Below are 20,465 nucleotides of genomic sequence, written 5' to 3'. Positions count from 1 at the left end.
GGCGGTGAAAATAGTAAAATAAAAAAAGGAAAATGAAGAATAGGAGGACAGAAGTTTGAAGATTTGCGAGAATGTTATTCTTGATTTTTCACATATTTATCCTAAAGACATTGAATCAAAGATCAGAGGATTAAAAAGAATTGATTTAAGTGACATTGAAGGCACAAACATGTATTGTACAAAAGAGGCGGAGAATGAGATCCGCAGGCGTCTGGCCGCCTGCAGCCCCCATGGGATTCATTTTCTGGATAACGGAAATTATCATTATGCGACGAAGTTTTTTGCGGAAAAGGTTTCTTTTCCGTTTTCGCTCGTTCTTTACGATCATCACAGTGATATGCAGCCATCACTGCTTCCGGGGATGTTAAGCTGCGGAAACTGGGCGGCGGAGCTGCTGCGCAGTCACTCCAGTCTGAGACAGCTGATTCTTGTGGGGCCGGAACAAAAAAGCATAGAAGAGATTCCGTCAGAGTTTGCGGACAGGCTGGTCTGCATCAGCATGGAGGAAATCGATGAGCAAGTCATAGACGGGAAGTTGTCCGGGATCCAGATGAAACTTCCGGTGTACATTTCTATTGATAAGGATGTTCTGGACAAAAACGGCGCGCGGACCAACTGGAATCAGGGGAGTATGTCACTTCGAATCCTTGAGAAGCTGCTTCTTCAGGTGTTTGAACATCAAAATGTGATCGGTGTGGATATCTGCGGTGAGTGCAGTCCCATGGAACCCATGCAGGAGCTTTTAAAAGATGAGAAGATCAATAAGATGACCAATGATACATTGTATTCTTTTTTGTCGGGACTGTTTCAGGTTTTTGATACGACTTTGAAAAACGGGGAATTATTTTGCAAGGAAACAGGGAGAAGTTTATGATTGATAAAATAATCATTCGCGGGGCGAAAGTACATAATCTGAAAAATATTGATGTGGATGTCCCTCTGCATAAAATTGTGGGAATCGCCGGTGTGTCCGGTTCCGGCAAGTCTTCGCTGGCGCTGGGCGTTTTGTATGCGGAAGGGTCCCGAAGATATCTGGATGCGCTGTCCACTTATACGAGACGGAGGATGACCCAGGCGGCAAAAGCGCAGGTGGATGAGGTGCTTCATGTGCCGGCAGCGCTGGCGCTTCACCAGAGACCGGGGATTCCCGGCATCCGCAGCACCTTTGGCACCGGGACAGAATTGTTAAACAGTCTGCGGCTGATGTTTTCCAGGCTGGCCAGCCATCGTTGTCCCAACGGACATTATCATCCGCCGACTCTGGCGGTGGCGGCGGAGAAAACGCTGACTTGTCCGGTGTGCGGAGTTTCCTTTTACGCGCCGTCGGCAGAAGAACTGGCTTTTAACAGTCAGGGCGCCTGCCCGGAATGTGACGGAACGGGAACCGTGTGGACGGTAGATAAAAATACTTTGGTGCCCGATGAATCTCTTACCATTGACGAGGGAGCGGTAGCGCCATGGAAGAGCCTCATGTGGTCACTGATGACGGATGTCTGCCGGGCCATGGGCGTCCGCACCGATGTGCCTTTCCGGGATCTTACGGAGAAAGAAAAAGATATTGTATATAATGGACCGGCGGAAAAGAAACACATTTTTTATATGCCGAAAAACGCAGATCAGGGGACAGAACTGGATTTTACTTATTTTAATGCCACTTATACGGTGGAAAATGCGCTGGCAAAGGTAAAAGATGAAAAGGGTATGAAGCGGGTGGAAAAGTTCTTAAAGCAGACGCCTTGCCCGAAGTGCCGCGGTACGCGTCTTTCTGAGAAAGCCCGGGCGCCAAAAATCTGCGGACTGTCCCTGGATGAAGTCTGTCAGATGACGCTGTCGGAGGTGACGGAATGGGTGAGAGGAGTGCCGGCTTCTCTGCCGGAAGAAATGCGTCCCATGGCAGAGAGCATCTGCGAGTCTTTTGAAACGGCGGCCAGACGATTGCTGGACCTGGGGCTTGGCTATCTGACCCTGGATCGTGCCGCATCCACTTTATCCACGGGAGAGCGCCAGAGAATGCAGCTGGCACGGGCTGTCCGCAACCGGACCACGGGCGTTTTGTATGTTCTTGATGAACCGTCTATCGGTCTGCATCCGGCCAATATCGTGGGTCTCACCGGAGTGATGCATGATCTCATCGCCGACGGCAACTCCATTATTCTGGTGGACCACGACACGCAGATTCTGTCAGAGGCTGACTGGATCATCGAGATGGGCCCGGGTGCGGGAGTCGACGGCGGGCAGGTGATCGCGGAAGGCAGCCCGGCCTCTCTCACAAAAAATGTGCAGTCAAAGATTGGGCCGTTTCTGAAAGAGGTTTACATAAATAACGCTAAGAAGACGCAGGATGGAGAAAAACAGTTGACAAAAGAACCGGAGACAGGGGAAACGGCTGCAAATCTGCAGAGAAAAAATGAAAAAGAGGTTCCCGGGTCCGCAGCAACTCAATGTAACACAGAGATATTTGGTGAAGGATGTATTCGTCTTTCCACCGATGCCATCCATACGGTAAAACCACTAAATGTGTCCATTCCAAAGGGCAGATTGACCGTGGTCACGGGAGTTTCCGGTTCCGGAAAGACCACGCTGATCCTGGAGAGTCTGGTTCCGGCTCTGGAAGCGATGACCCGAAAAGAAAAACTGCCGGAGCATGTGCAAAGCATCGAAGCGGAAGGCGTGGAGCAGGTAAAACTCATTGACGCCGCTCCCATTGGTATCAATGTCCGCTCCACGGTGGCAACCTACGCCAATGTCCATGACCTGCTGCGAAAGACCTTTGCAAAGCTGCCGGAAGCGAAACAGGCCGGCTATAAGGCAGGCGATTTTTCCTATAATACGGGGAAACTGCGCTGCCCGGTCTGCGATGGTACCGGCGTTATCAGCCTGGACGTGCAGTTCCTTCCGGATGTGGACATCCCTTGTCCGGAATGCCGGGGTTCCCGCTACGCCAGGGAAGCTTATGAGATTAAATATCACATGGAAGAATCTGCAGTCCGCCGGAAGAAGAAAAATGAGGCAGAATCCCTGCAGACAGATAAAGCCGTGGCTGTGTCCACACAGATGAGGGAAACGGCTTTTTCCCTTCCGGAACTGATGTCCATGGATGTGAATACGGCACTTACCGTTTGTAAAGGAATGAAAACTGTCTGTCAGAGATTAGAGGTTCTAAAAGAACTGGGACTGGGATACCTCACCCTGGGAGAAGAGACGCCGGGTCTGTCCGGCGGCGAAGCCCAGCGTCTGAAACTGGCCAGCGAGATGGGAAAATTACAGACGGCCTCCGTCTTTGTGTTTGACGAGCCGACCATAGGACTTCATCCGCTGGACGTTCAGACTCTGCTCCACGTTTTCCGGACGTTGATGGAGCACGGCGCCACAGTCATTGTCATTGAGCATGATCTGGACGTGATCCGAAACGCCGATTACATCATCGACATGGGACCGGGCGGCGGAACCGAGGGAGGGCGGATCGTCGCCGCCGGAACGCCGGAGGAGATAAAAAATACGCCGGAGAGCGTGACCGGGAGGTTTCTGTAAAAGTTGTTAAAAGAGAGAAAAATTAGTTTTGAGTAAGAAAGAATGCACGTTTCAATATTGAAAAAACAAATGAGCATTTATTTTTATTTTTGAATTGACATCGTATTTCTTTTGTAATACAATTGTATTACAAAAAAGGAGGCGATACAATGGCAAAAGAAGCAACATTACAAGTTCGGATGGATGCAGAATTAAAAGAACAGGCAGAAGCACTTTATAGGGAGATGGGAACTTCCTTGGCAGAAGCAGTACGTATTTTTACCAAACAAAGTGTGCTTGAGAATGGCATGCCTTTTGTTGTTTCGGCAAATCGAAGCAGTTCTTATGGCCGCCTTGCCAAATATGCAGATTATCTGAAAATGGAGCAGGAAAAAATAGCTTTTGAGAAAGCGATGGCTGAAAAACATGAAGAGTCTGATTGACGCAAATGTCATATTGCGATATCTTCTTGCGGATCATCCCCAAATGTCAGAACAATCAAAACAGATTATAGAAAGGGGCGCATTTACTATACCCGAGGTTCTTGCAGAAGTTGTGTATGTATTAAAAAGGGTATATGGAATTTCCCGAATAGAAATTGCAAATACCTTGATTGATTTTCTGGAAGAAATCCATATGAAAGACAAAGAGGTGATGAGTTTTTCTTTGCAGTTATTTGCGGAAACATCTCTTGACTTTGTAGACTGCATTCTCATTGCGAGACATCGTAAACTGGGTGATAATGTAATCAGCTTTGATAAAAAACTAAATAAAAAGTTGGATGTGAATTAAAAGAGCAGTTATGCGCGCTGGATAAAAGTTTTCTTTTTATCTAAGCGCGCATATGTTACATTTATAATCCTTCTACCACAACGGCTTCTTCGCGTCTTCCGGGCTGGCGAACGGTCCAGGAAGAATCGTAAGGCCCCGGTGGCTGCCAAAATAATCCCGGTCAAAGGTGATGGCGGTGCCGTCCGGATTCTCAAAGCGCTGTTCCGGCTCAAAAGCGCATCCGAGGGTGTCGCTGTGGATCATTTCCGCGGAAAAGTCGTTCAGGTAATCGTAAAGATTGGTGGACAGGCATGGAGCATCGTCCCGGGAGATCAGCTCCACTTTTATGTCACGGTCTGCGTCGAACAGATAATTTTGCTCGTTCTTCCATGCTTTTGCGCCGCCAAAGTAGGCGTTGCCGTCTGACCAGACCGGAAGATGGCGGAAATGGAACGGTTCCAGTTTTTTCATATCCGGGGTGTCTGTATCCATGTCAAAATGTTGGATCCATTCTTCGTAAGTCGGGTATTCGTCCAGTACATGGGTGCCTACTTCGCGGTTTTCTTCGTCGCAGCCTTCCTCGCTGTCCCGGATGATCAGGAATGGTTCTGCCGGCCATTTCTGGACGAAGATATTGTTATAGAAACGGTCGTCACCGTGAAGGATGGTCATAAAGCCCATGACTTCCGTGCGGTGCGGCATGTGGTACGGCGTGTAGCGGGCGCGGTTTACGCCTTCCACTATGCTGTCTGTGCCGGCGCCCACGGCGGTGAGTGAGCCGCAGATTAAGTTATGTACCATAGCGACGCCCTGGGTGGCCAGTCGGAGAGAGGCGTCGGAGAGCAGAATGTTATTGTCGATGAGGGTCGGGCCGTGACTCACTTCCACAAAGAGATCCTGACTCATCATGCTTCCCTTCAACTGTTTGGCGTAAGCCGGGCGCTGGTTGTCATGGAAAAGGTTTTGCGTGATGCGGACGCCCTGAGCTTCCCAATCACACCAGATTCCCATGGTGCAGTGATGAATATAATTGCGGCGGAAGGTGACGTCGATGGCGGCGTGCATCTTGATACCGGCGATTTCTGCTCCGCCAAGCTCCATCATATTGTTGATATGATGGATGTGGTTGTCTTCAATAATCGAGAACACGCCGCCCATCCGTCCGCAGATGCCGTCCTGCTCGCAGTGGTGGATGTTGCAGCGGCGGATGATATGGCTGCCCACTTTTTCTTTGAGCCATCCGTGATACTGGCCACGGCATACGGCGTCCCGTTCCATCTGGGTCGGACTTTTGACATGCTTGTTAGTAAAATAATGCTCGTTGTCCGGGTCCAGATATTTGCCCAGAGAGATGCCGGCACATTTGCTGTTGCTGATATCACAGTCCTCGATGATCCAGCCTTTGGACCAGTGGGGGCCGATCATTCCGTCCTGAAAAGCCGCCGGCGGCGCCCAGGTGGTGGCTGCTTTCTCGATGCGAAAGCCGCTGACCGTGATATAGTTTACGCCGGTTTCCTCCGGAAAGAAACACTCCCGGCGCACGTTGATCTCCACTTTTTCTTCGTTAGGATTTTTGCCCTGGAAGTTTGCGTAGAGGATAGTTTCATTGCGGGCGGTATCCTGCTCGGAATACCATTTATAGACAGAAGCTTCCGGCTCCCAGGAATACTCGTACACCTCGCCCTTAAGACAGTCTTCCAGGCTGTCTGCCTCGTACAGCATCTTATCGTTGAGATAGACTGCGCCGGTATGTTTGTTCCGGCCGGCAAAATACCAGTCTCCGTAGACATAGGTTGTATAAGGATTATATTTTCCGAAAATGGAATTGGATACCCGGCAGACCCATACATCTCCTTCATATGGCTGCCATTGCTTCATTTCTTCTGCGCCGGTGATCACAGCGCCCAGGGGCTCCGTACTGCGGTAAATAATTCGGTTTTCTTCCGTTCCGGCGTGAAGAGGATTCACATATTCCCGGTAAACGCCGGGGGCCACCAGGACTTCATCCCCAGGCACAGCCATCTGCGCCGCGTCATTAATCTGTCTGAAAGGCATTTCTTTTGTGCCGTTGCCGTCCCGTCCGGCATTGGCGTCAACATAAATTCTCATAGAGAACTCCTCCTGTAAGAAATAGTGATCGGTACCATTGGTACACATTCTACATTCATGGTAAAGGATTTTGGGCAGAACGTCAAGAAAAGAAGAGAGGTAGTTACTGTTCGTGCAGTGACCAGTAATGAGAGGTACATTTTTAAAAAGAGAAAAGTGCCGGATTTCTTGACATTGTAATCTTACTTGTGTAAGATAATAGGCATAACTATAAATACTACAAATGTAAGATGGAGGAAGGTTTGAAGTAAACTTCCAAATCTACCATCATTGACGCAGTAAATGCGTCAGGAAAGAGGAAATGATGAGAAAGAAAAATTTTTTATTATGTATTTGCATGGTGCTGCTCTGTGCTGTTTTATCGGCGGGCTGCACGGAAACGTCCCGCGAGGGAAAGGAGCAAATGAATGGTGATGAGCAGACAGAAGTGGAAAATAATACAGGGACAGGAATGAGCGGCGTCCCGGTTGAAGAAGCAGAAAAAGTATCGCCGGAATCCGACACAGAAGCGCCTGCTCCGCAGACAGAAGAAGCGGACTGGTCTTCGTATTTTGACGGCCTGAACGGAGCGGCAGTCATTTACGATCCTTCCAACAATAAATATATGATTTATAATGAAGAGCTGGCGAACACGAGGCGTTCTCCCTGCTCCACATTTAAAATCATCTCTTCCCTCACAGCATTGGAGGACGGAACGATCGTACCGGAAGATTCTACCCGCTCGTGGAGTGGCGAGGAATTCTGGAATGAGGACTGGAATAAAGATATTGATTTTGAAGAAGCGTTCCGAACCTCCTGCGTCTGGTATTTCCGGGAAGTCATTGACGAGATTGGCAAAGAGCGGATGCAGGAAGCGCTTGATACGCTTTCCTATGGTAACTGTGACATTTCCGACTGGGAAGGACGGCAGAATACCAATAATGACAACCGCGCGCTGACTGGCTTCTGGATTGAATCTTCTCTGCAGATCTCACCGAAAGAGCAGACAGAAGTGATGGAACGCATTTTCGGAAAGGATACCATATATTCCGGGAATACAATAGAAGAACTGAAAAATGTAATGCGGGCAGAAGAGCAGAACATCGCGGACTGTACGGTGTACGGAAAAACCGGAACAGGGAAGGCACATGGGGTGCTCGTAGACGCCTGGTTCACCGGCTTTACAGAAACGCCGGAAGGAAATGTGTATTTCTGTGTGTATCTGGGAGAAAATGAGGGAGAAGACGTTTCCAGTACGGATGCACGGCAGATTGCCATGGAGATTCTGGCCGATTATTGCGGCCATTCATTGTAAAACTATCGAAAACATTGAATCCGTTTCTCTTTTTTGCTATACTTGTAAAAGTATTTTGCAAAAAAATGCCGTTCATTGAGATGAGGCTGCCGCAGTCGTGCCGGCCTCAGACAATGAATGGAGAGACGGGAGAGAAATAATATGAATCAACAGACAAAAGCCGGTCATCTGTGTGCCCTGCTGACCACGTTCATCTGGGGAACGACATTTATATCGACAAAAGTGATGCTGGCAGATTTTCAGCCGGTGGAGATTCTCTTTTTCCGGTTTGTCATGGGACTGCTGGTATTGTCGCTCATATATCCGCACCGGATGAAGAAAACCACGTTAAAACAGGAACTCACCTTTGCGGTGGCAGGGCTGTGCGGCGTGTGTCTCTATTATCTGTTGGAAAATATCGCGCTGACTTATACTATGGCTTCCAATGTGGGGATTATTATTTCTGTGGCGCCGTTTTTTACCGCCATCTTATCCCGCATTTTTTTAAAAAATGAAGAGAAGCTCGGCGCTGGTTTTTTTGCAGGTTTTCTGGCGGCCATGGCAGGAATCGCCCTCATCAGCTTTAACGGCTCGTCCCTGCATGTGAATCCGCTTGGCGATCTGCTGGCGCTGCTGGCCGCTTTTCTCTGGGCCTGCTATTCTATTTTCACAAAAAAAATCAGCGGCTTTGGTTATCATACGATTCTGACGACGCGGCGAACCTTTTTCTACGGTATCCTTTTTATGATTCCGGCTCTTTTTATTTTTGATTTTCGTTTTGCACCGGAAAGATTTGCCAATCCGGTGTATCTGTTTAATATTCTTTTTCTGGGATTGGGCGCTTCTGCGCTCTGCTTTGTGTCTTGGAATTATGCGGTGAAGGTGCTGGGAGCTGTAACGACGAGTATTTATATTTATCTGGACCCGGTCATCACGGTGGCGGCCTCCGCGCTGATTCTGCGGGAGCCCCTTACATGGATGACCGCGGCGGGCATCGCACTGACGCTGGGGGGATTGATTCTTTCAGAACGCAGATCTTTTATTGTCAGGAGAAATAGAAAAGGCGTGTCCGGAACATAAGAATATCCGGGTACACGCCTTAAATGAGCAAATGTACAGTTACTGGAAATGTCTCTTTTTTCTGGCAGAGGATACAGCAAGCCCCGCTATAAATCCAATCACAGCCGGAATCAGCCATCCGAACCCGGCCTCTGCCAGCGGCAGCACATCGGCGGCAAACTCCACAACTCCGTTCAGATGAAGAACAGCTTTTGTACCTTCCGGCAGCGCCCGAAGCAGATCAAAGAACGCCGCTGCGGTTGTAAATCCAATGGTCCACTGAAGAACCGTCTGATTATTATGAAACATTTTGCCGCACAGGGTCAGAAGAATCAGTACAATGGCCAGAGGATATAAAAACATCAGCACCGGCATGGAGTAAGCGATGATGGCGTCCAGCCCCAGATTGGCGATGAGGAAGGACAGCAGGCAGAACAGGATGGCCCATACCCGGTAGGAAGGACCATTTGGGAATATGTTCACAAAGGTTTCCCCACAGCTGGTAATTAAGCCCACTGCTGTTTTCAGGCAGGCGATTGTGACAGTGACTGCCAGAATAAGAGCGCCGGCGCTTCCAAAATAATGCTGCGCGATCTGCGCAAGAGCCTCCCCGCCATTGGCGGCAGCCGCAAACATCCCGCGGCTCTGAGCACCCACCGCGGTGACAAGAACATAGATCACTGCCATCAGAAAAGAGCTGAAAATACCTGCCCGCACCGTATTTTTGGCCACAGCACCCGGTTCCGTGACGCCGAGACTGCGGATCACATCCACCACAATGATGCCGAAGGCAAGTCCCGCCAGCGCATCCATCGTATTATATCCTTCCAGAAGTCCCGTGGCGAAGGCTCCTGTCAGATACGCGCCCTGCGGATCAACGGCAGAGATTTCTCCCATGGGAGCCGTCAGCGCCCGTAGGATTAATATGGCAAGAAAAACCAGAAACAGCGGATTTAATACCTTGCCGATCCAAGTGAGAATCTCTCCCGGACGAAGGGAAAAGAAAAGAACAGCTCCGAAGAAGAGCAGAGAAAATACTGCCAGCCCCAGAGACTGTCCCGTTCCCGGCAGAATACGCTCGATTCCCACCGTGTAGGAAACAGTGGCACATCTCGGGATGGCAAAAAACGGGCCGATGGTCAGATAAAGCGCACAGGTAAAAAAGAGGCCGTACTTCTTTCCGACCCGGCTGGCAAGACCCAGCAGGCCGTTTTCGCGGCTGATGCCCAGAGCGGCCACGCCAAGAAGCGGCAGACCGACTCCGGTGATCAGGAATCCCGCCGACGCCTGCCACATATTCCGTCCGGCAAGCTGGCCCATGGAGGCAGGGAAAATCAGATTCCCTGCTCCGAAAAACATGCCGAACAGCATGCTGGCCACTGTGATTATTTTCCTGTAAGACAATTTTTCCATGACATAATTCCTAAATGATTGCCAGAAGCACGAAGTTTAAGATAAACAGAACCGTTGCCACCCAGAGAATCGGATGGATGGTATTTGCTTCTTTCTTGCAGATTTTTACGATACAGTAGGAGATAAAGCCAAAGGCAATACCGTAAGAAATACTGTAGCAAAGCGCCATGAACAGTCCGGCAAAGAATGCAGGAACCGCCTCGGAAAAGTCTTCCCACTGGATCTCCTTAAAGGCGGAGGTCATCATAATGCCGACAACAACCAGAGCCGGAGCGGTGGCTGCAGATGGAATAGCGCTCACAAAGGTTGCCAGGAAGGCGCTGATGGCAAAACAGATGGCCACGACAACGCTGGTCAGACCGGTACGTCCGCCGGCACCGATACCGGAAGCACTTTCCACGAAAGTAGTGGTGTTGGATGTTCCGAAGATAGAGCCGATGGAGGTGGCGATGGCGTCTGCAAAGAGAGCCTTGTCCATTTTTGACTTAAATCCTGAACTGGAATCCATGGCTTTTTCATCTTCCTCGCTGAAAATACCGCTTCTGCGTCCGGTTCCGATAAAGGTTCCAAGGGTATCAAAGGTATCGGAGATACTGAAGGCAAAAATAGTTACCAGTACCAGCGGAAGCTTGGAAACATCATTGAACAGGGATGGAAGTCCTTCTGACGTAAAAATTGCTCCAAAGGTGGATGGAAGAGCAGCGCATGCCTCCGAGAAGCTCACGGAATCACTGGCTGTCGTAACGCCCATAGGGATACCGATCAGGGTCGTCACCACGATACCGATCAGAATAGCTCCCTTTACATTGCACACAAGAAGTACGATGGTCAGAACAAGACCGATCAGGAACAGCCAGAAAACAGGCTGATTCAGAGTGGCAATGGCCGGAACTCCGGAATCAAAACTGATAATGCCTACATTTAAAAGGCCGATATATGCCACAAACACGCCGATACCGCCGCCGATGGCGTTCTGCAGGCTGTTTGGGATGGCCTTGATAATAAACTTGCGGACTTTTGTCACTGTGATGATGATATTAAAGATACCGCAGATAAATACCATGGACAGCGCCTGCTGCCAGGTAAAGCCCAGACCGAAACAAACGGTGTACACGAAAAATGCATTGAGACCCATACCCGGAGCCTGTGCATACGGTACATTGGCAAAAAGTCCCATCACCAGCGTACCGATGATCGACGCGATGATTGTTGCCAGAAATACAGCGCCCCATTCCATGCCTGACTGGCTCAATACGCTCGGATTGACCGCAATGATATAAGCCATGGTAAAGAAGGTAGTAAGACCTGCCATAACCTCAGTGGAAAATGTGGTGCCATTTTCCTTCAACTTAAAAAATTTTTCCATAGTGTCCTCTCTTTCTTTTGCACATAAGTTACATTTTCAGATATCCGAAGAACGATACCCCGGCATCTGTGCCGTTCCATTATAAGATAAGTCCCATGAAATATTCAAGGGTAGTTTTTTTGTGTCTGCCAGCGATTTTTTAGCGGACAGTGCCATATTTTATCTTTTATTCTACATATTGTAATAATGAGCGTAGATGCCTCCCTGTTCCAGAAGACTCTCATGGGTGCCTCGCTCGGCGATGCCGTCCTCGGTGATCACGATGATTTCGTCCGCGTTGCGGATGGTGGACAGACGGTGGGCGATGGTGATGGTAGTTCTGTCTTTGGACAGTTCCTCAAGACTTTGCTGAATCCAGCGTTCGCTCTCATTATCCAGCGCGCTGGTGGCCTCGTCGAGAATCAGCACCGGCGGATTCTTCAGGAATACCCGGGCGATGGAAATCCTCTGTTTCTGTCCTCCGGACAGACGGGTGCCCCGCTCGCCCACATATGTATCATACCCATCCGGCAGCTCTTCAATAAAGTCATGAATGTTGGCGCGCTTCGCCGCCGCAATAATTTCCTCCATGGAAGCGCCCGGTTTGCCGTAGGCGATATTTTCTTTGATGGTACCACAGAACAGATACACGTCCTGCTGCACCATACCGATCTGACTGCGCAGACTTTTCAGGGTCAGCGTGCGCACATCCTGGCCGTCTATAGTGATCCTTCCGCCCGTCACATCATAAAAACGGGGAAGAAGAGAGCAGATGGTCGTCTTGCCGCTGCCGGACGGCCCCACAAGGGCGATGGACTTTCCGGCCGGAATCTCAAAAGAGACATGAGAGAGCACCGGCGTATTATCATCACTATAATGGAAGGAAACATCCTCGTAACAAACGTGTCCCTGTACATTTTCCAGCTCGTGTGCATCCGGCGCGTCTGTGATCTCCGGCTCCGTTTCCATCACATCCAGGAAACGGCGGAATCCCGACATACCTTTTTGCATGGTCTCGATCAGCTCCACCAGAATCTGGATCGGATTAATGAAAATACCGATATATAGGGCATACATGGCAAGATCCGCTGGAGCCATCAGTCCCCTGGCGATGAGATAGCCTCCGTAAACGAGGGTCACCAGATACATCATACCCTGAAAAAACAGGTTCCAGCCCATGAAACTTCCCATACAGTTATAATTATCTCGTTTGGAAAGAAGAAATGCATGGTTGCTCTTCTTAAATTTCTCCCGCTCGATGTCTTCATTGGCAAAAGACTGCACCACCCGGATGCCCGCCAGCGTATCCTGCAGGCTGGCGTTCACATCTCCGATCTTTCTCCGGTTTTCCATAAATGTTTCCTGCATCCGACGGTTCTGGCGGAAGGAAAACACAAACATACAGAAAACAAGAAAAACCAGCGGCAGCGCCAGACGCCAGTTGATAAGGAACAGGAAAATAAAGGAACCGATGATCTTCACCAGCGAAATAAAAAGATTCTCCGGCCCATGGTGCGCAAACTCCGCGATATCAAACAGATCCGACACCAGTTTGCTCATCATCTGACCGGAATTATTCTGGCTGTAATAAGAAAAAGAAAGTTTCTCATAATGGTCAAAAAGCTGCTGGCGCATGTCCCGCTCCATATGAGCGCCCATCATATGCCCCTGATAACTCACGTAATATTTACAAAGACTCTGCACCAGATACATGGCAAAAAGTCCCAGAGCAATCAGCGGAAGCGCCCGGAGAATCACCGCGCTGTCTCTGGTAAACAAAGTATTGGTCGCTGTTCGAAGAATCTGCGGATAAGCCAGATCCGCCAGACTGATAAAGGCCGCGCACAAAAGATCAAGAAAAAAGACCGCCTTGTACGGGCCATAATAATGAATAAACTTCTTTATGGTCTGCATCATAAACCTCCTGTGTATTTTTCCCGGGCTGCGCCTGCGCGAAAGCCCGTCATAATTTTCCCTTCAGCGTTCGCTGACGATATTCGGCCGCTGCTGCCGCCCCGGGCAGCAGGCCACGACAATCTTAACATAAGCCGGTTCGCCTTGGCAAGAAGGAAAAAGGGGAGGCTTCCGGCAGGAGGAGGGAATTTGTTATTGTTCACGCAGTGACCAGTAACGAGAATTTTTAAAATGCGGCTGTTGAAATTATTTGTGATTATGCGTATAGTAATAAGTAATCACTGTATCACTGGAACTATGACGCCATCGGCCATTCCAATAGAATTACTGGCAGAGAGAAACAGTCTGTCAGATCATGAAGGAGGACAGCATGAAAAAGATATATTTTACCCTAACAGGAACAAAGCATTATTTTGGTTCCGACTTTCTGGAACCGGGCATGAAGGTGAGGCTGGTAAAAGAACCGGACAATGAATACGATCAGGAGGCAATCAAAGTGCTGCTGAAGGGGGTTGGTAAAATCGGTTACGTGGCCAACAGCCCTTACACTGTACTGGGCGAATCTTTGAGCGCAGGACGCCTTTATGACAAGATCGGTAATAAGGCGAAGGCCCGGATTTTGTTTGTGACTCCGAAGGGAGTGATATGCAAGGTATGTAAGAAGAGCCTGACAGATAAATAACACAGGAGCGACAACAAATGTTTTTTATTATGGGTATCACCCAGGGAAGAAAAGACTTTAACTTTAATCAGATGGTCATCTGCAGCCACTGCGGGTCTTATGGCAGATATCAGGTGTACATGACTTACATGTGCCTGTCTTTGTTTTTCCTTCCCGTTTTCAAATGGAACAAACAATATTATGTGCAGATGTCCTGCTGCAATACTCTCTATGCTCTGGACCCGGTTATTGGCAAACGGATTGCCAGGGGCGAGGACATCGAGATCTTACCTGAGCATCTGACGGAGGTGCAGACTGGCTGGAGAAGCAGGTACAAGCGCTGCGGCAACTGCGGTTTCGAGACCCAGGAAGATTATGAATACTGCCCGAAATGTGGAAGGAAGTTTTAGTTTATGGGAAAACAACAGTCAGAAGAGAGCTTATCCCTGCAATGGGACAAGCTTCTCCGTATCAAAACCACCGGGCGGGATGATTCCATGGCGGACCAGTACCGGTATCCTTATGAACCGACGCCGTACTCTGTCCTGGAACGGCTGGTCGGCAGCGGATACATTTCCAAAAGAAATGTACTTCTGGACTATGGCTGCGGGAAAGGTCGGGTGGACTTCTACCTGTCTTATCAGACCCGATGCCGCACCATGGGAATCGAGTACGACCCTCGCATGTATGAACGTGCGCTGTCTAATCAGCAGACGGCAGTGTCCGGAAGGAGAGCTTCCTTCGTTTTGGTAAATGCAGAGCAGTACCCGGTTCCCGCTGAAGTGGATCGGTGTTATTTTTTCAATCCATTTTCTGTGGAAATCCTGCAGAAAGTGATGGCGCGGATTCTGGATTCTTACTATGAGAATTCCAGAAACATTCAGCTTTATTTTTATTATCCGTCCGATGAATATGTGGCGTATCTGATGACGCAGGAGCTGCTGATGTTTGTGGACGAGATAGACTGCGGAGATCTGTTTGAAGGGAAAGATCCGCGGGAGAAGATATTGATATTCGAGATTATGTAAGGAGAAAGGACAGTATAATGGGACATGTATATTTTGTTCGTCACGGTCAGACCGTGTGGAACGTGGAAAATAAAATCTGCGGGGCAACGGATATTCCGCTGACGGAGCTTGGACATCAGCAGGCCATCGAGACAGGAAAAAAGATCGTGGAGGAAGGCATACAGGCTGATGAAATCCTCTACTCACCGCTCAGCCGCGCGGCGGAGACTGCCCGGCATATCTCCGAGATCACCGGTATTCCAGCCAGAATGGAACCTCGGCTCATCGAGCAGAACTTCGGCAAATGGGAGTCCACTGCCAGAGACGGGCTGGAATTTAAGAAGGCGAAAGAAGACTTTTGCTGCCGCTATGACGGCGGCGAATCCATGCTCCACCTGGCGCAGAGGATTTACAATCTGCTGGACGATGTAAAAGCAGAGTCCGATGAGAAAACATACATACTGGTGGCTCATAACGGCATTGCCAGAGTGGTACAGTCGTATTTTTATGAGATGACCAATGAAGAATATGCCGCATTCGGCGTGAAAAACTGCGCTGTGCTGCGGTATGATTTTTAACCGAAAATATCATTTGGAACAGGAGGGTTACTATGGCAGTAAAAGGTGCAGTGATGGTTCCTCATCCGCCGCTGATCATACCGGATGTGGGACGAGGACAGGAGAAGGCAATTCAGGCGACCATCGACGCGTATCATGAGGCAGCGAAAAAAATCGCTTCATGGCAGCCGGATACCGTGGTGGTGCTGTCGCCACATTCTATTATGTATGCAGATTATTTTCACATTTCACCGGGGACAGGAGCCCGGGGAGATTTCGGTCAGTTCCGTGCGCCGCAGGTAAAAATCCAGGTGCAGTATGACACGGAATTGGTGGAAGCCCTGTCTCAGGAAGCCGAAGCCAGAGAAATTCCTGCCGGAACCATGGGGGAGCGGGACAGCAGGCTCGATCATGCCACTATGATTCCCCTCTGGTTTCTCAATCATTATTATACGGATTACAAGACAGTGCGCATCGGACTGTCCGGTCTGCCACTGTCGCAGCATTACATGCTGGGGCAGTGTATACAGAAAGCGGCGGAGCTTTGTGGAAGAAATATTGTCGTTATCGGCAGCGGCGATTTGTCTCACAAACTCAAAGAAGACGGGCCTTACGGTTTCCAGAAGGAAGGGCCGGAATACGACAGCCGCATCATGGAAGTCATGGGAGCCGCCGCCTTTGACCAGCTTTTTGATTTTACGGAAGAATTCTGCGATAAAGCGGCGGAATGTGGGCACCGTTCCTTTGTTATCATGGCCGGAACGCTGGATCGCCTGGCAGTAAAAGCGGAAAAGCTATCTCACGAGGGAACCTTCGGCGTCGGGTATGGCGTCTGTACCTATGAGGTGGAAGGCCGGGCGCCGGAACGGGACTTTCTGCGTCAGTACGAGGAGAAAATCGCAGATGAAGCCAAACGCCGGAAAGAATCGGAAGACGCATATGTTCGTCTGGCCCGTCAGACCATCGAGGCTTACGTGGGCGAAAGAAAGCAAATCTCTATCCCAAGAGACCTGCCGGAAGAAATGTATGAAAGCCGGGCAGGCGTCTTCGTTTCCCTGAAAGAAGAAGGACGTCTCCGGGGCTGCATCGGCACCATTGCTCCGGTACAGAAAAATATCGCGGAAGAAATCATCGCTAACGCCATCAGTGCGTCCACAAAAGATCCGCGTTTCCATCCGGTACAGTCGGACGAGCTTGACAAGCTGGTTTACAGCGTTGATGTCCTAGGCACACCGGAAGCAATCACCTCTCCGGACGAACTGGATGTCAAACGCTACGGTGTGATCGTAACAAAAGGCCGCAAGCGGGGACTGCTGCTGCCGAATCTGGACGGAGTGGACACCGTCGAAGACCAGATCACCATTGCAAAACAGAAAGCAGGCATCTCTACTTACGATGATGCTGTTCAACTGGAACGGTTTGAGGTGGTGAGACATTTCTAATGAAGCAAAGAGAAGGAAATCGTATCATCTGCCCGGTCTGTCCTCATCATTGTTCTCTGGCAGAAGGGCAGTACGGCCGCTGTCGGGCAAGAAAAAACGAAAACGGAACGATCATCAGCACAAGCTATGGAAAACTTACAGCCCTGATGCTCGACCCCATCGAAAAGAAGCCACTGCGCCGCTTCCATCCAGGCAGTCAGATTCTGTCGGTGGGCAGCTTCGGTTGTAACCTGTCCTGCCCATTCTGCCAGAATTATGAAATCTCCATGTGCAGCGAATCGGAAACCGGCTGCCGCCATATGTCGCCGGAAGAGCTGGCAGACCTGGCAGAGCAGTGCAAAATGTACGGAAATATCGGCGTGGCCTTTACCTACAACGAGCCATTGATCGGCTACGAATACGTCCGGGATACCGCCCGTCTGGTACACGCCCGCGGCATGAAAAATGTACTGGTTACCAATGGCACGGCGGAGCTGTCCGTTCTGGACGAGATTCTCCCTTACATTGACGCCATGAACATCGATCTGAAAGGATTCAGCGAAGGCTATTACAAAAAACTGGGCGGAGACCTGGATACGGTGAAACATTTTATCGAGCGGGCCGCCGGCAGCTGCCATGTGGAACTGACCACCCTCATCGTACCCGGAGAAAACGATTCCGAAGAAGAAATGGAACAGGAAGCACAGTGGATTGCCTCCATCAATCCCGACATGCCCCTCCATGTGACCAGGTTCTTCCCTCGATACAAGATGACGGACAAAGCGGCGACAGATGTGGAGAAAATATATCGGCTGAAAGCAGTGCCGAAAAACATTTGAAGTGGGTGTATGCGGGGAATTGTTGAGGAGAGATGTGCTTTACGGAGCGTATGGACAGTAGTAATGTTTTTATTACAATATATTTCATGAATGTGTGGATTGAATGTGAAACGAAGGGAGGCTTACATGTCATCAAAGAATAACTGGCAAATGGATTTAAGTGAATACATTCGACAGGGAGAACCTTCGCAGAAAGAAAAAAGCGAAGCATGGATGACAGCCATAGGTCTTCAGGATGTGGATGGGTTGCAGACGTCTCCTTATTTATTGGATACTGCAAAAAATCATATCGAAGGTAAAATATCGATTGACGAAGCAGAGAAAAGACTTTTCAGTTATTACGAGGAGCGGAAGGAACGAAATCAGATAGAAGAAAAAACCCGGGAGGCAGATATTGTTTCTTCCAGGATCGCCAGATTGCTCGGTGAGAAATCGTTTAATTTTTCCAGTGTGGAATGGATTGGTATTCACAGAAGATTAGTTGAGGGTGTTTTGAAGGAAGCAGGAAAAATTCGTGATTATAATATTTCCAAACGGGAGTAGGTTTTAAAAGGAGAATCGGTTGTGTATTCTTCTTATACAAATATCCGGGAAACAATGGAATATGATTTTAATACGGAAAAGCAATTTTCTTATAACGGGCTTTCCATGGAAGAGATCATTGGTCATTTATCAAAATTTACCTGTGATATTTGGCAGATTCATCCTTTTTATGAGGGAAATACGCAGGCAACAGCGGTATTCATGATTAAGTATTTGAATACTCTTGGTTTTCAGATTAATAATAATATGTTTGAGAGACATTCCTGGTATTTTAGAAACGCACTGGTAAGAGCTAATTACAGCAATCTGCGGAAAGGGATTTATTCTACAACAAAATATCTGGAACTGTTTTTCAGTAATCTGCTTTTGGGAACAAATTTTGAATTGAAGAACAGATATCTGCATTTGGATTATTTTCCGGATGCAGACAATACTGCTGAAGTTCTAACCGCCAATAAAAAATCTTCTAACCGCCAAAATGGCGGTTTGGATGACGATTTAGAGCTTACGTCAGATGAAAATCTGGTTTTAAGTTTTATTGAAGAAAATCCTGACATCGCACAGAAGATGCTTTCTGAGAGGACGGGAAAATCAATACGAACCATTCAAAGGATTATAAGCAGATTAAAAAAGAAAAACATTCTGCAGCGTGTCAACGGAAGAAGCCGCGGAAAATGGATAATAACAAAGGGGATTTAAACAATGACAACAATAATTATTGGAATATGCATCGTAATAATTTTGATTGCAATTGTATTTTTATACTGCATCAGGCCAAATACTTCAAGGCGGCAGGAAATGGCTGTTTTTGAGAAGCAGTATATTGCTCACAGAGGACTGTTTGATAATGAAAACGGCATACCGGAGAATTCGATTCCGGCGTTTAAGCGGGCCGTGGATCAGGGATATGGCATTGAACTGGATGTTCAGCTGACAATGGACCATAAACTGGTAGTATTTCATGACGAATCACTGAGGAGGCTGTGTCGCGCAGACCGCCTGTTACGTGATTGTACATATGCCGAATTGCAGGAATATTTTCTGGGAATATCCAGAGAGAGGATTCCTCTGTTTGAAGATGTTCTGAAGGTTGTGGACGGAAAAGTTCCGTTAATTGTCGAGGTGAAACCGGAGGGGAACTGGAAAGAAACGACAAAAGTCATGGCAGAGATTATGGATGGTTACTCCGGCTGTTATTGTATGGAGTCCTTCCATCCTCTTGCTGTGGAATGGTTCCGAAAAAACCGGCCGGCTGTGATTCGAGGACAGCTCAGCACTAATTTTTTCCTGGACGAGCCAAGGCGGAAATGGTCAGAAAAATTTATTCTGACTAATTTGCTGCTGAATTTCAAAGCCAGGCCTGATTTTATCGCTTTTAACCACATATGGAGTGGCAGCCTGGCTTACACCTTGTGCAGGAAGATCTATGATGTGGAAAATGTAGGCTGGACCATCAGAAATCAGGATGAGCTGGAAAGGGCGAAGGGAATCTTTCAGGTTATCATTTTTGACAGTTTTGTGCCGGATGAGAAGAAAAATGTTAAATAATTGCAAAACAGAACAGGAGCAGTAAAAATGAGCAGAATCAGAATCATAAAAAAGAACGACGAATTCAGCCCGGAATATGAGATTGGCGATATTTTTGAGATAGAGGGAACCTGGTACGGCGGCGTGCATATTTCCGGCAGAACCGGAGTGCCGGTATCTCTGGATAAAGAGGAATATACGGAACTGGATACAGAGCCGGAGGCGCCGAAAGAAGAAAATGCAGAAAACATCCAGCGGGATATCCATGTGGGAGATATTGTGAGACATTTTAAAAGAGAATGGGTGTCTGCGGAGACATCGGAGTATCTTTATAAGGTTCTGGCCTTTGCGCAGCATACGGAGACCGGCGAGCGGCTGGTCATTTACCAGGCGTTGTATGCGCCGTTTAAGGTGTGCGCCAGACCGTACGCCATGTTTATGAGTGAAGTGGACAGGGAGAAATACCCGGAGATTAAGCAGAAATACCGGTTTGAGAAAGTGGAAATGTAAGGAAGC

At 48.6% G+C, this 20,465-nt stretch carries 20 protein-coding genes; 16 read left to right on the top strand and 4 right to left on the bottom strand.

The genetic code is table 11. The features are described 5' to 3' along the window. The first annotated feature begins 55 nt into the window (after positions 1–55). The 4 genes from B5E53_RS03610 (at position 56) to B5E53_RS03595 (ending at position 4,302) form a co-directional block, all read left to right on the top strand. Positions 56–874: an arginase family protein gene (locus tag B5E53_RS03610; protein ID WP_087312685.1), complete on the top strand. Its 819-nt coding sequence runs from the start codon at positions 56–58 to the stop codon at positions 872–874. Next, positions 871–3,531 (top strand): excinuclease ABC subunit UvrA, encoded by a 2,661-nt coding sequence (locus tag B5E53_RS03605; protein WP_087312684.1) that lies wholly within the window; start codon positions 871–873, stop codon positions 3,529–3,531. Before B5E53_RS03610 ends, B5E53_RS03605 begins: the two co-directional genes overlap by 4 nt. Before the next feature lie 149 nt (positions 3,532–3,680). Further along, positions 3,681–3,953 (top strand): type II toxin-antitoxin system RelB/DinJ family antitoxin, encoded by a 273-nt coding sequence (locus B5E53_RS03600; protein WP_087312683.1) that lies wholly within the window; start codon positions 3,681–3,683, stop codon positions 3,951–3,953. Beyond that, positions 3,937–4,302, top strand: coding sequence for a PIN domain-containing protein (locus tag B5E53_RS03595; protein ID WP_087312682.1), 366 nt, complete (start codon positions 3,937–3,939; stop codon positions 4,300–4,302). Before B5E53_RS03600 ends, B5E53_RS03595 begins: the two co-directional genes overlap by 17 nt. A 72-nt stretch (positions 4,303–4,374) precedes the next feature. On the opposite strand, the gene B5E53_RS03590 is transcribed toward B5E53_RS03595, so the two are convergent. Further along, entirely contained in the window at positions 4,375–6,390 is a 2,016-nt protein-coding gene (locus tag B5E53_RS03590) for a right-handed parallel beta-helix repeat-containing protein (RefSeq protein WP_087312681.1), read from the bottom strand. 403 nt (positions 6,391–6,793) lie between these two features. On the opposite strand from B5E53_RS03590, the gene B5E53_RS03585 reads away from it, so the two are divergent. Continuing rightward, positions 6,794–7,684, top strand: a complete 891-nt coding sequence (locus B5E53_RS03585) for a penicillin-binding transpeptidase domain-containing protein (protein ID WP_087312831.1) — start codon at positions 6,794–6,796, stop codon at positions 7,682–7,684. Between the two features lie 141 nt (positions 7,685–7,825). After that, positions 7,826–8,743, top strand: a complete 918-nt coding sequence (locus B5E53_RS03580) for a DMT family transporter (RefSeq protein ID WP_087312680.1) — start codon at positions 7,826–7,828, stop codon at positions 8,741–8,743. Positions 8,744–8,782: 39 nt separating this feature from the next. Here the strand turns inward: B5E53_RS03580 and brnQ are convergent, their stop codons facing one another. The 3 genes from brnQ to B5E53_RS03565 form a co-directional block, all read right to left on the bottom strand. Continuing rightward, positions 8,783–10,135 (bottom strand): branched-chain amino acid transport system II carrier protein, encoded by a 1,353-nt coding sequence (gene brnQ, locus B5E53_RS03575; RefSeq protein WP_087312679.1) that lies wholly within the window; start codon positions 10,133–10,135, stop codon positions 8,783–8,785. A 10-nt stretch (positions 10,136–10,145) separates the two neighbouring features. Next, positions 10,146–11,501, bottom strand: coding sequence for an NCS2 family permease (locus tag B5E53_RS03570; protein ID WP_087312678.1), 1,356 nt, complete (start codon positions 11,499–11,501; stop codon positions 10,146–10,148). Positions 11,502–11,672: 171 nt separating this feature from the next. Then, on the bottom strand, positions 11,673–13,394 hold the full coding sequence (locus B5E53_RS03565) for an ABC transporter ATP-binding protein (RefSeq protein WP_087312677.1): 1,722 nt from the start codon (positions 13,392–13,394) through the stop codon (positions 11,673–11,675). A gap of 370 nt (positions 13,395–13,764) precedes the next feature. On the opposite strand from B5E53_RS03565, the gene B5E53_RS03560 reads away from it, so the two are divergent. From B5E53_RS03560 to B5E53_RS03520, 10 genes are all read left to right on the top strand, one after another. Beyond that, on the top strand, positions 13,765–14,076 hold the full coding sequence (locus B5E53_RS03560; RefSeq protein ID WP_087312676.1) for an HIRAN domain-containing protein: 312 nt from the start codon (positions 13,765–13,767) through the stop codon (positions 14,074–14,076). 17 nt (positions 14,077–14,093) lie between these two features. Continuing rightward, positions 14,094–14,465 (top strand): zinc ribbon domain-containing protein, encoded by a 372-nt coding sequence (locus tag B5E53_RS03555; protein ID WP_087312675.1) that lies wholly within the window; start codon positions 14,094–14,096, stop codon positions 14,463–14,465. A gap of 3 nt (positions 14,466–14,468) precedes the next feature. Continuing rightward, positions 14,469–15,083, top strand: coding sequence for a class I SAM-dependent methyltransferase (locus B5E53_RS03550; RefSeq protein ID WP_087312674.1), 615 nt, complete (start codon positions 14,469–14,471; stop codon positions 15,081–15,083). Positions 15,084–15,100: 17 nt separating this feature from the next. Beyond that, positions 15,101–15,640, top strand: coding sequence for a histidine phosphatase family protein (locus tag B5E53_RS03545; RefSeq protein WP_087312673.1), 540 nt, complete (start codon positions 15,101–15,103; stop codon positions 15,638–15,640). Between the two features lie 32 nt (positions 15,641–15,672). After that, positions 15,673–17,061: an AmmeMemoRadiSam system protein A gene (gene amrA, locus B5E53_RS03540; protein WP_087312672.1), complete on the top strand. Its 1,389-nt coding sequence runs from the start codon at positions 15,673–15,675 to the stop codon at positions 17,059–17,061. Further along, the gene (gene amrS / locus B5E53_RS03535) at positions 17,061–17,879 is read left to right on the top strand and encodes an AmmeMemoRadiSam system radical SAM enzyme (RefSeq protein ID WP_343215582.1); all 819 of its coding nucleotides are present in this window, start codon (positions 17,061–17,063) and stop codon (positions 17,877–17,879) included. Before amrA ends, amrS begins: the two co-directional genes overlap by 1 nt. 126 nt (positions 17,880–18,005) lie before the next feature. Continuing rightward, on the top strand, positions 18,006–18,422 hold the full coding sequence (locus B5E53_RS19660) for a hypothetical protein (RefSeq protein ID WP_242963499.1): 417 nt from the start codon (positions 18,006–18,008) through the stop codon (positions 18,420–18,422). A gap of 21 nt (positions 18,423–18,443) precedes the next feature. Continuing rightward, on the top strand, positions 18,444–19,121 hold the full coding sequence (locus B5E53_RS19655; RefSeq protein WP_275532663.1) for a winged helix-turn-helix transcriptional regulator: 678 nt from the start codon (positions 18,444–18,446) through the stop codon (positions 19,119–19,121). Between the two features lie 99 nt (positions 19,122–19,220). After that, positions 19,221–19,970, top strand: coding sequence for a glycerophosphodiester phosphodiesterase family protein (locus B5E53_RS03525; protein WP_162611774.1), 750 nt, complete (start codon positions 19,221–19,223; stop codon positions 19,968–19,970). A gap of 27 nt (positions 19,971–19,997) precedes the next feature. Beyond that, positions 19,998–20,459, top strand: a complete 462-nt coding sequence (locus B5E53_RS03520; RefSeq protein WP_087312670.1) for a DUF1653 domain-containing protein — start codon at positions 19,998–20,000, stop codon at positions 20,457–20,459. The last annotated feature ends 6 nt before the right edge of the window (positions 20,460–20,465 follow it).

Source organism: Eubacterium sp. An11, from assembly GCF_002161065.1.
Lineage (GTDB): Bacteria > Bacillota > Clostridia > Lachnospirales > Lachnospiraceae > Anaerobutyricum > Anaerobutyricum faecale.
Note: the sequence above shows the minus strand (reverse complement) of the source record. Positions and strands in the feature narration are given on the sequence as shown.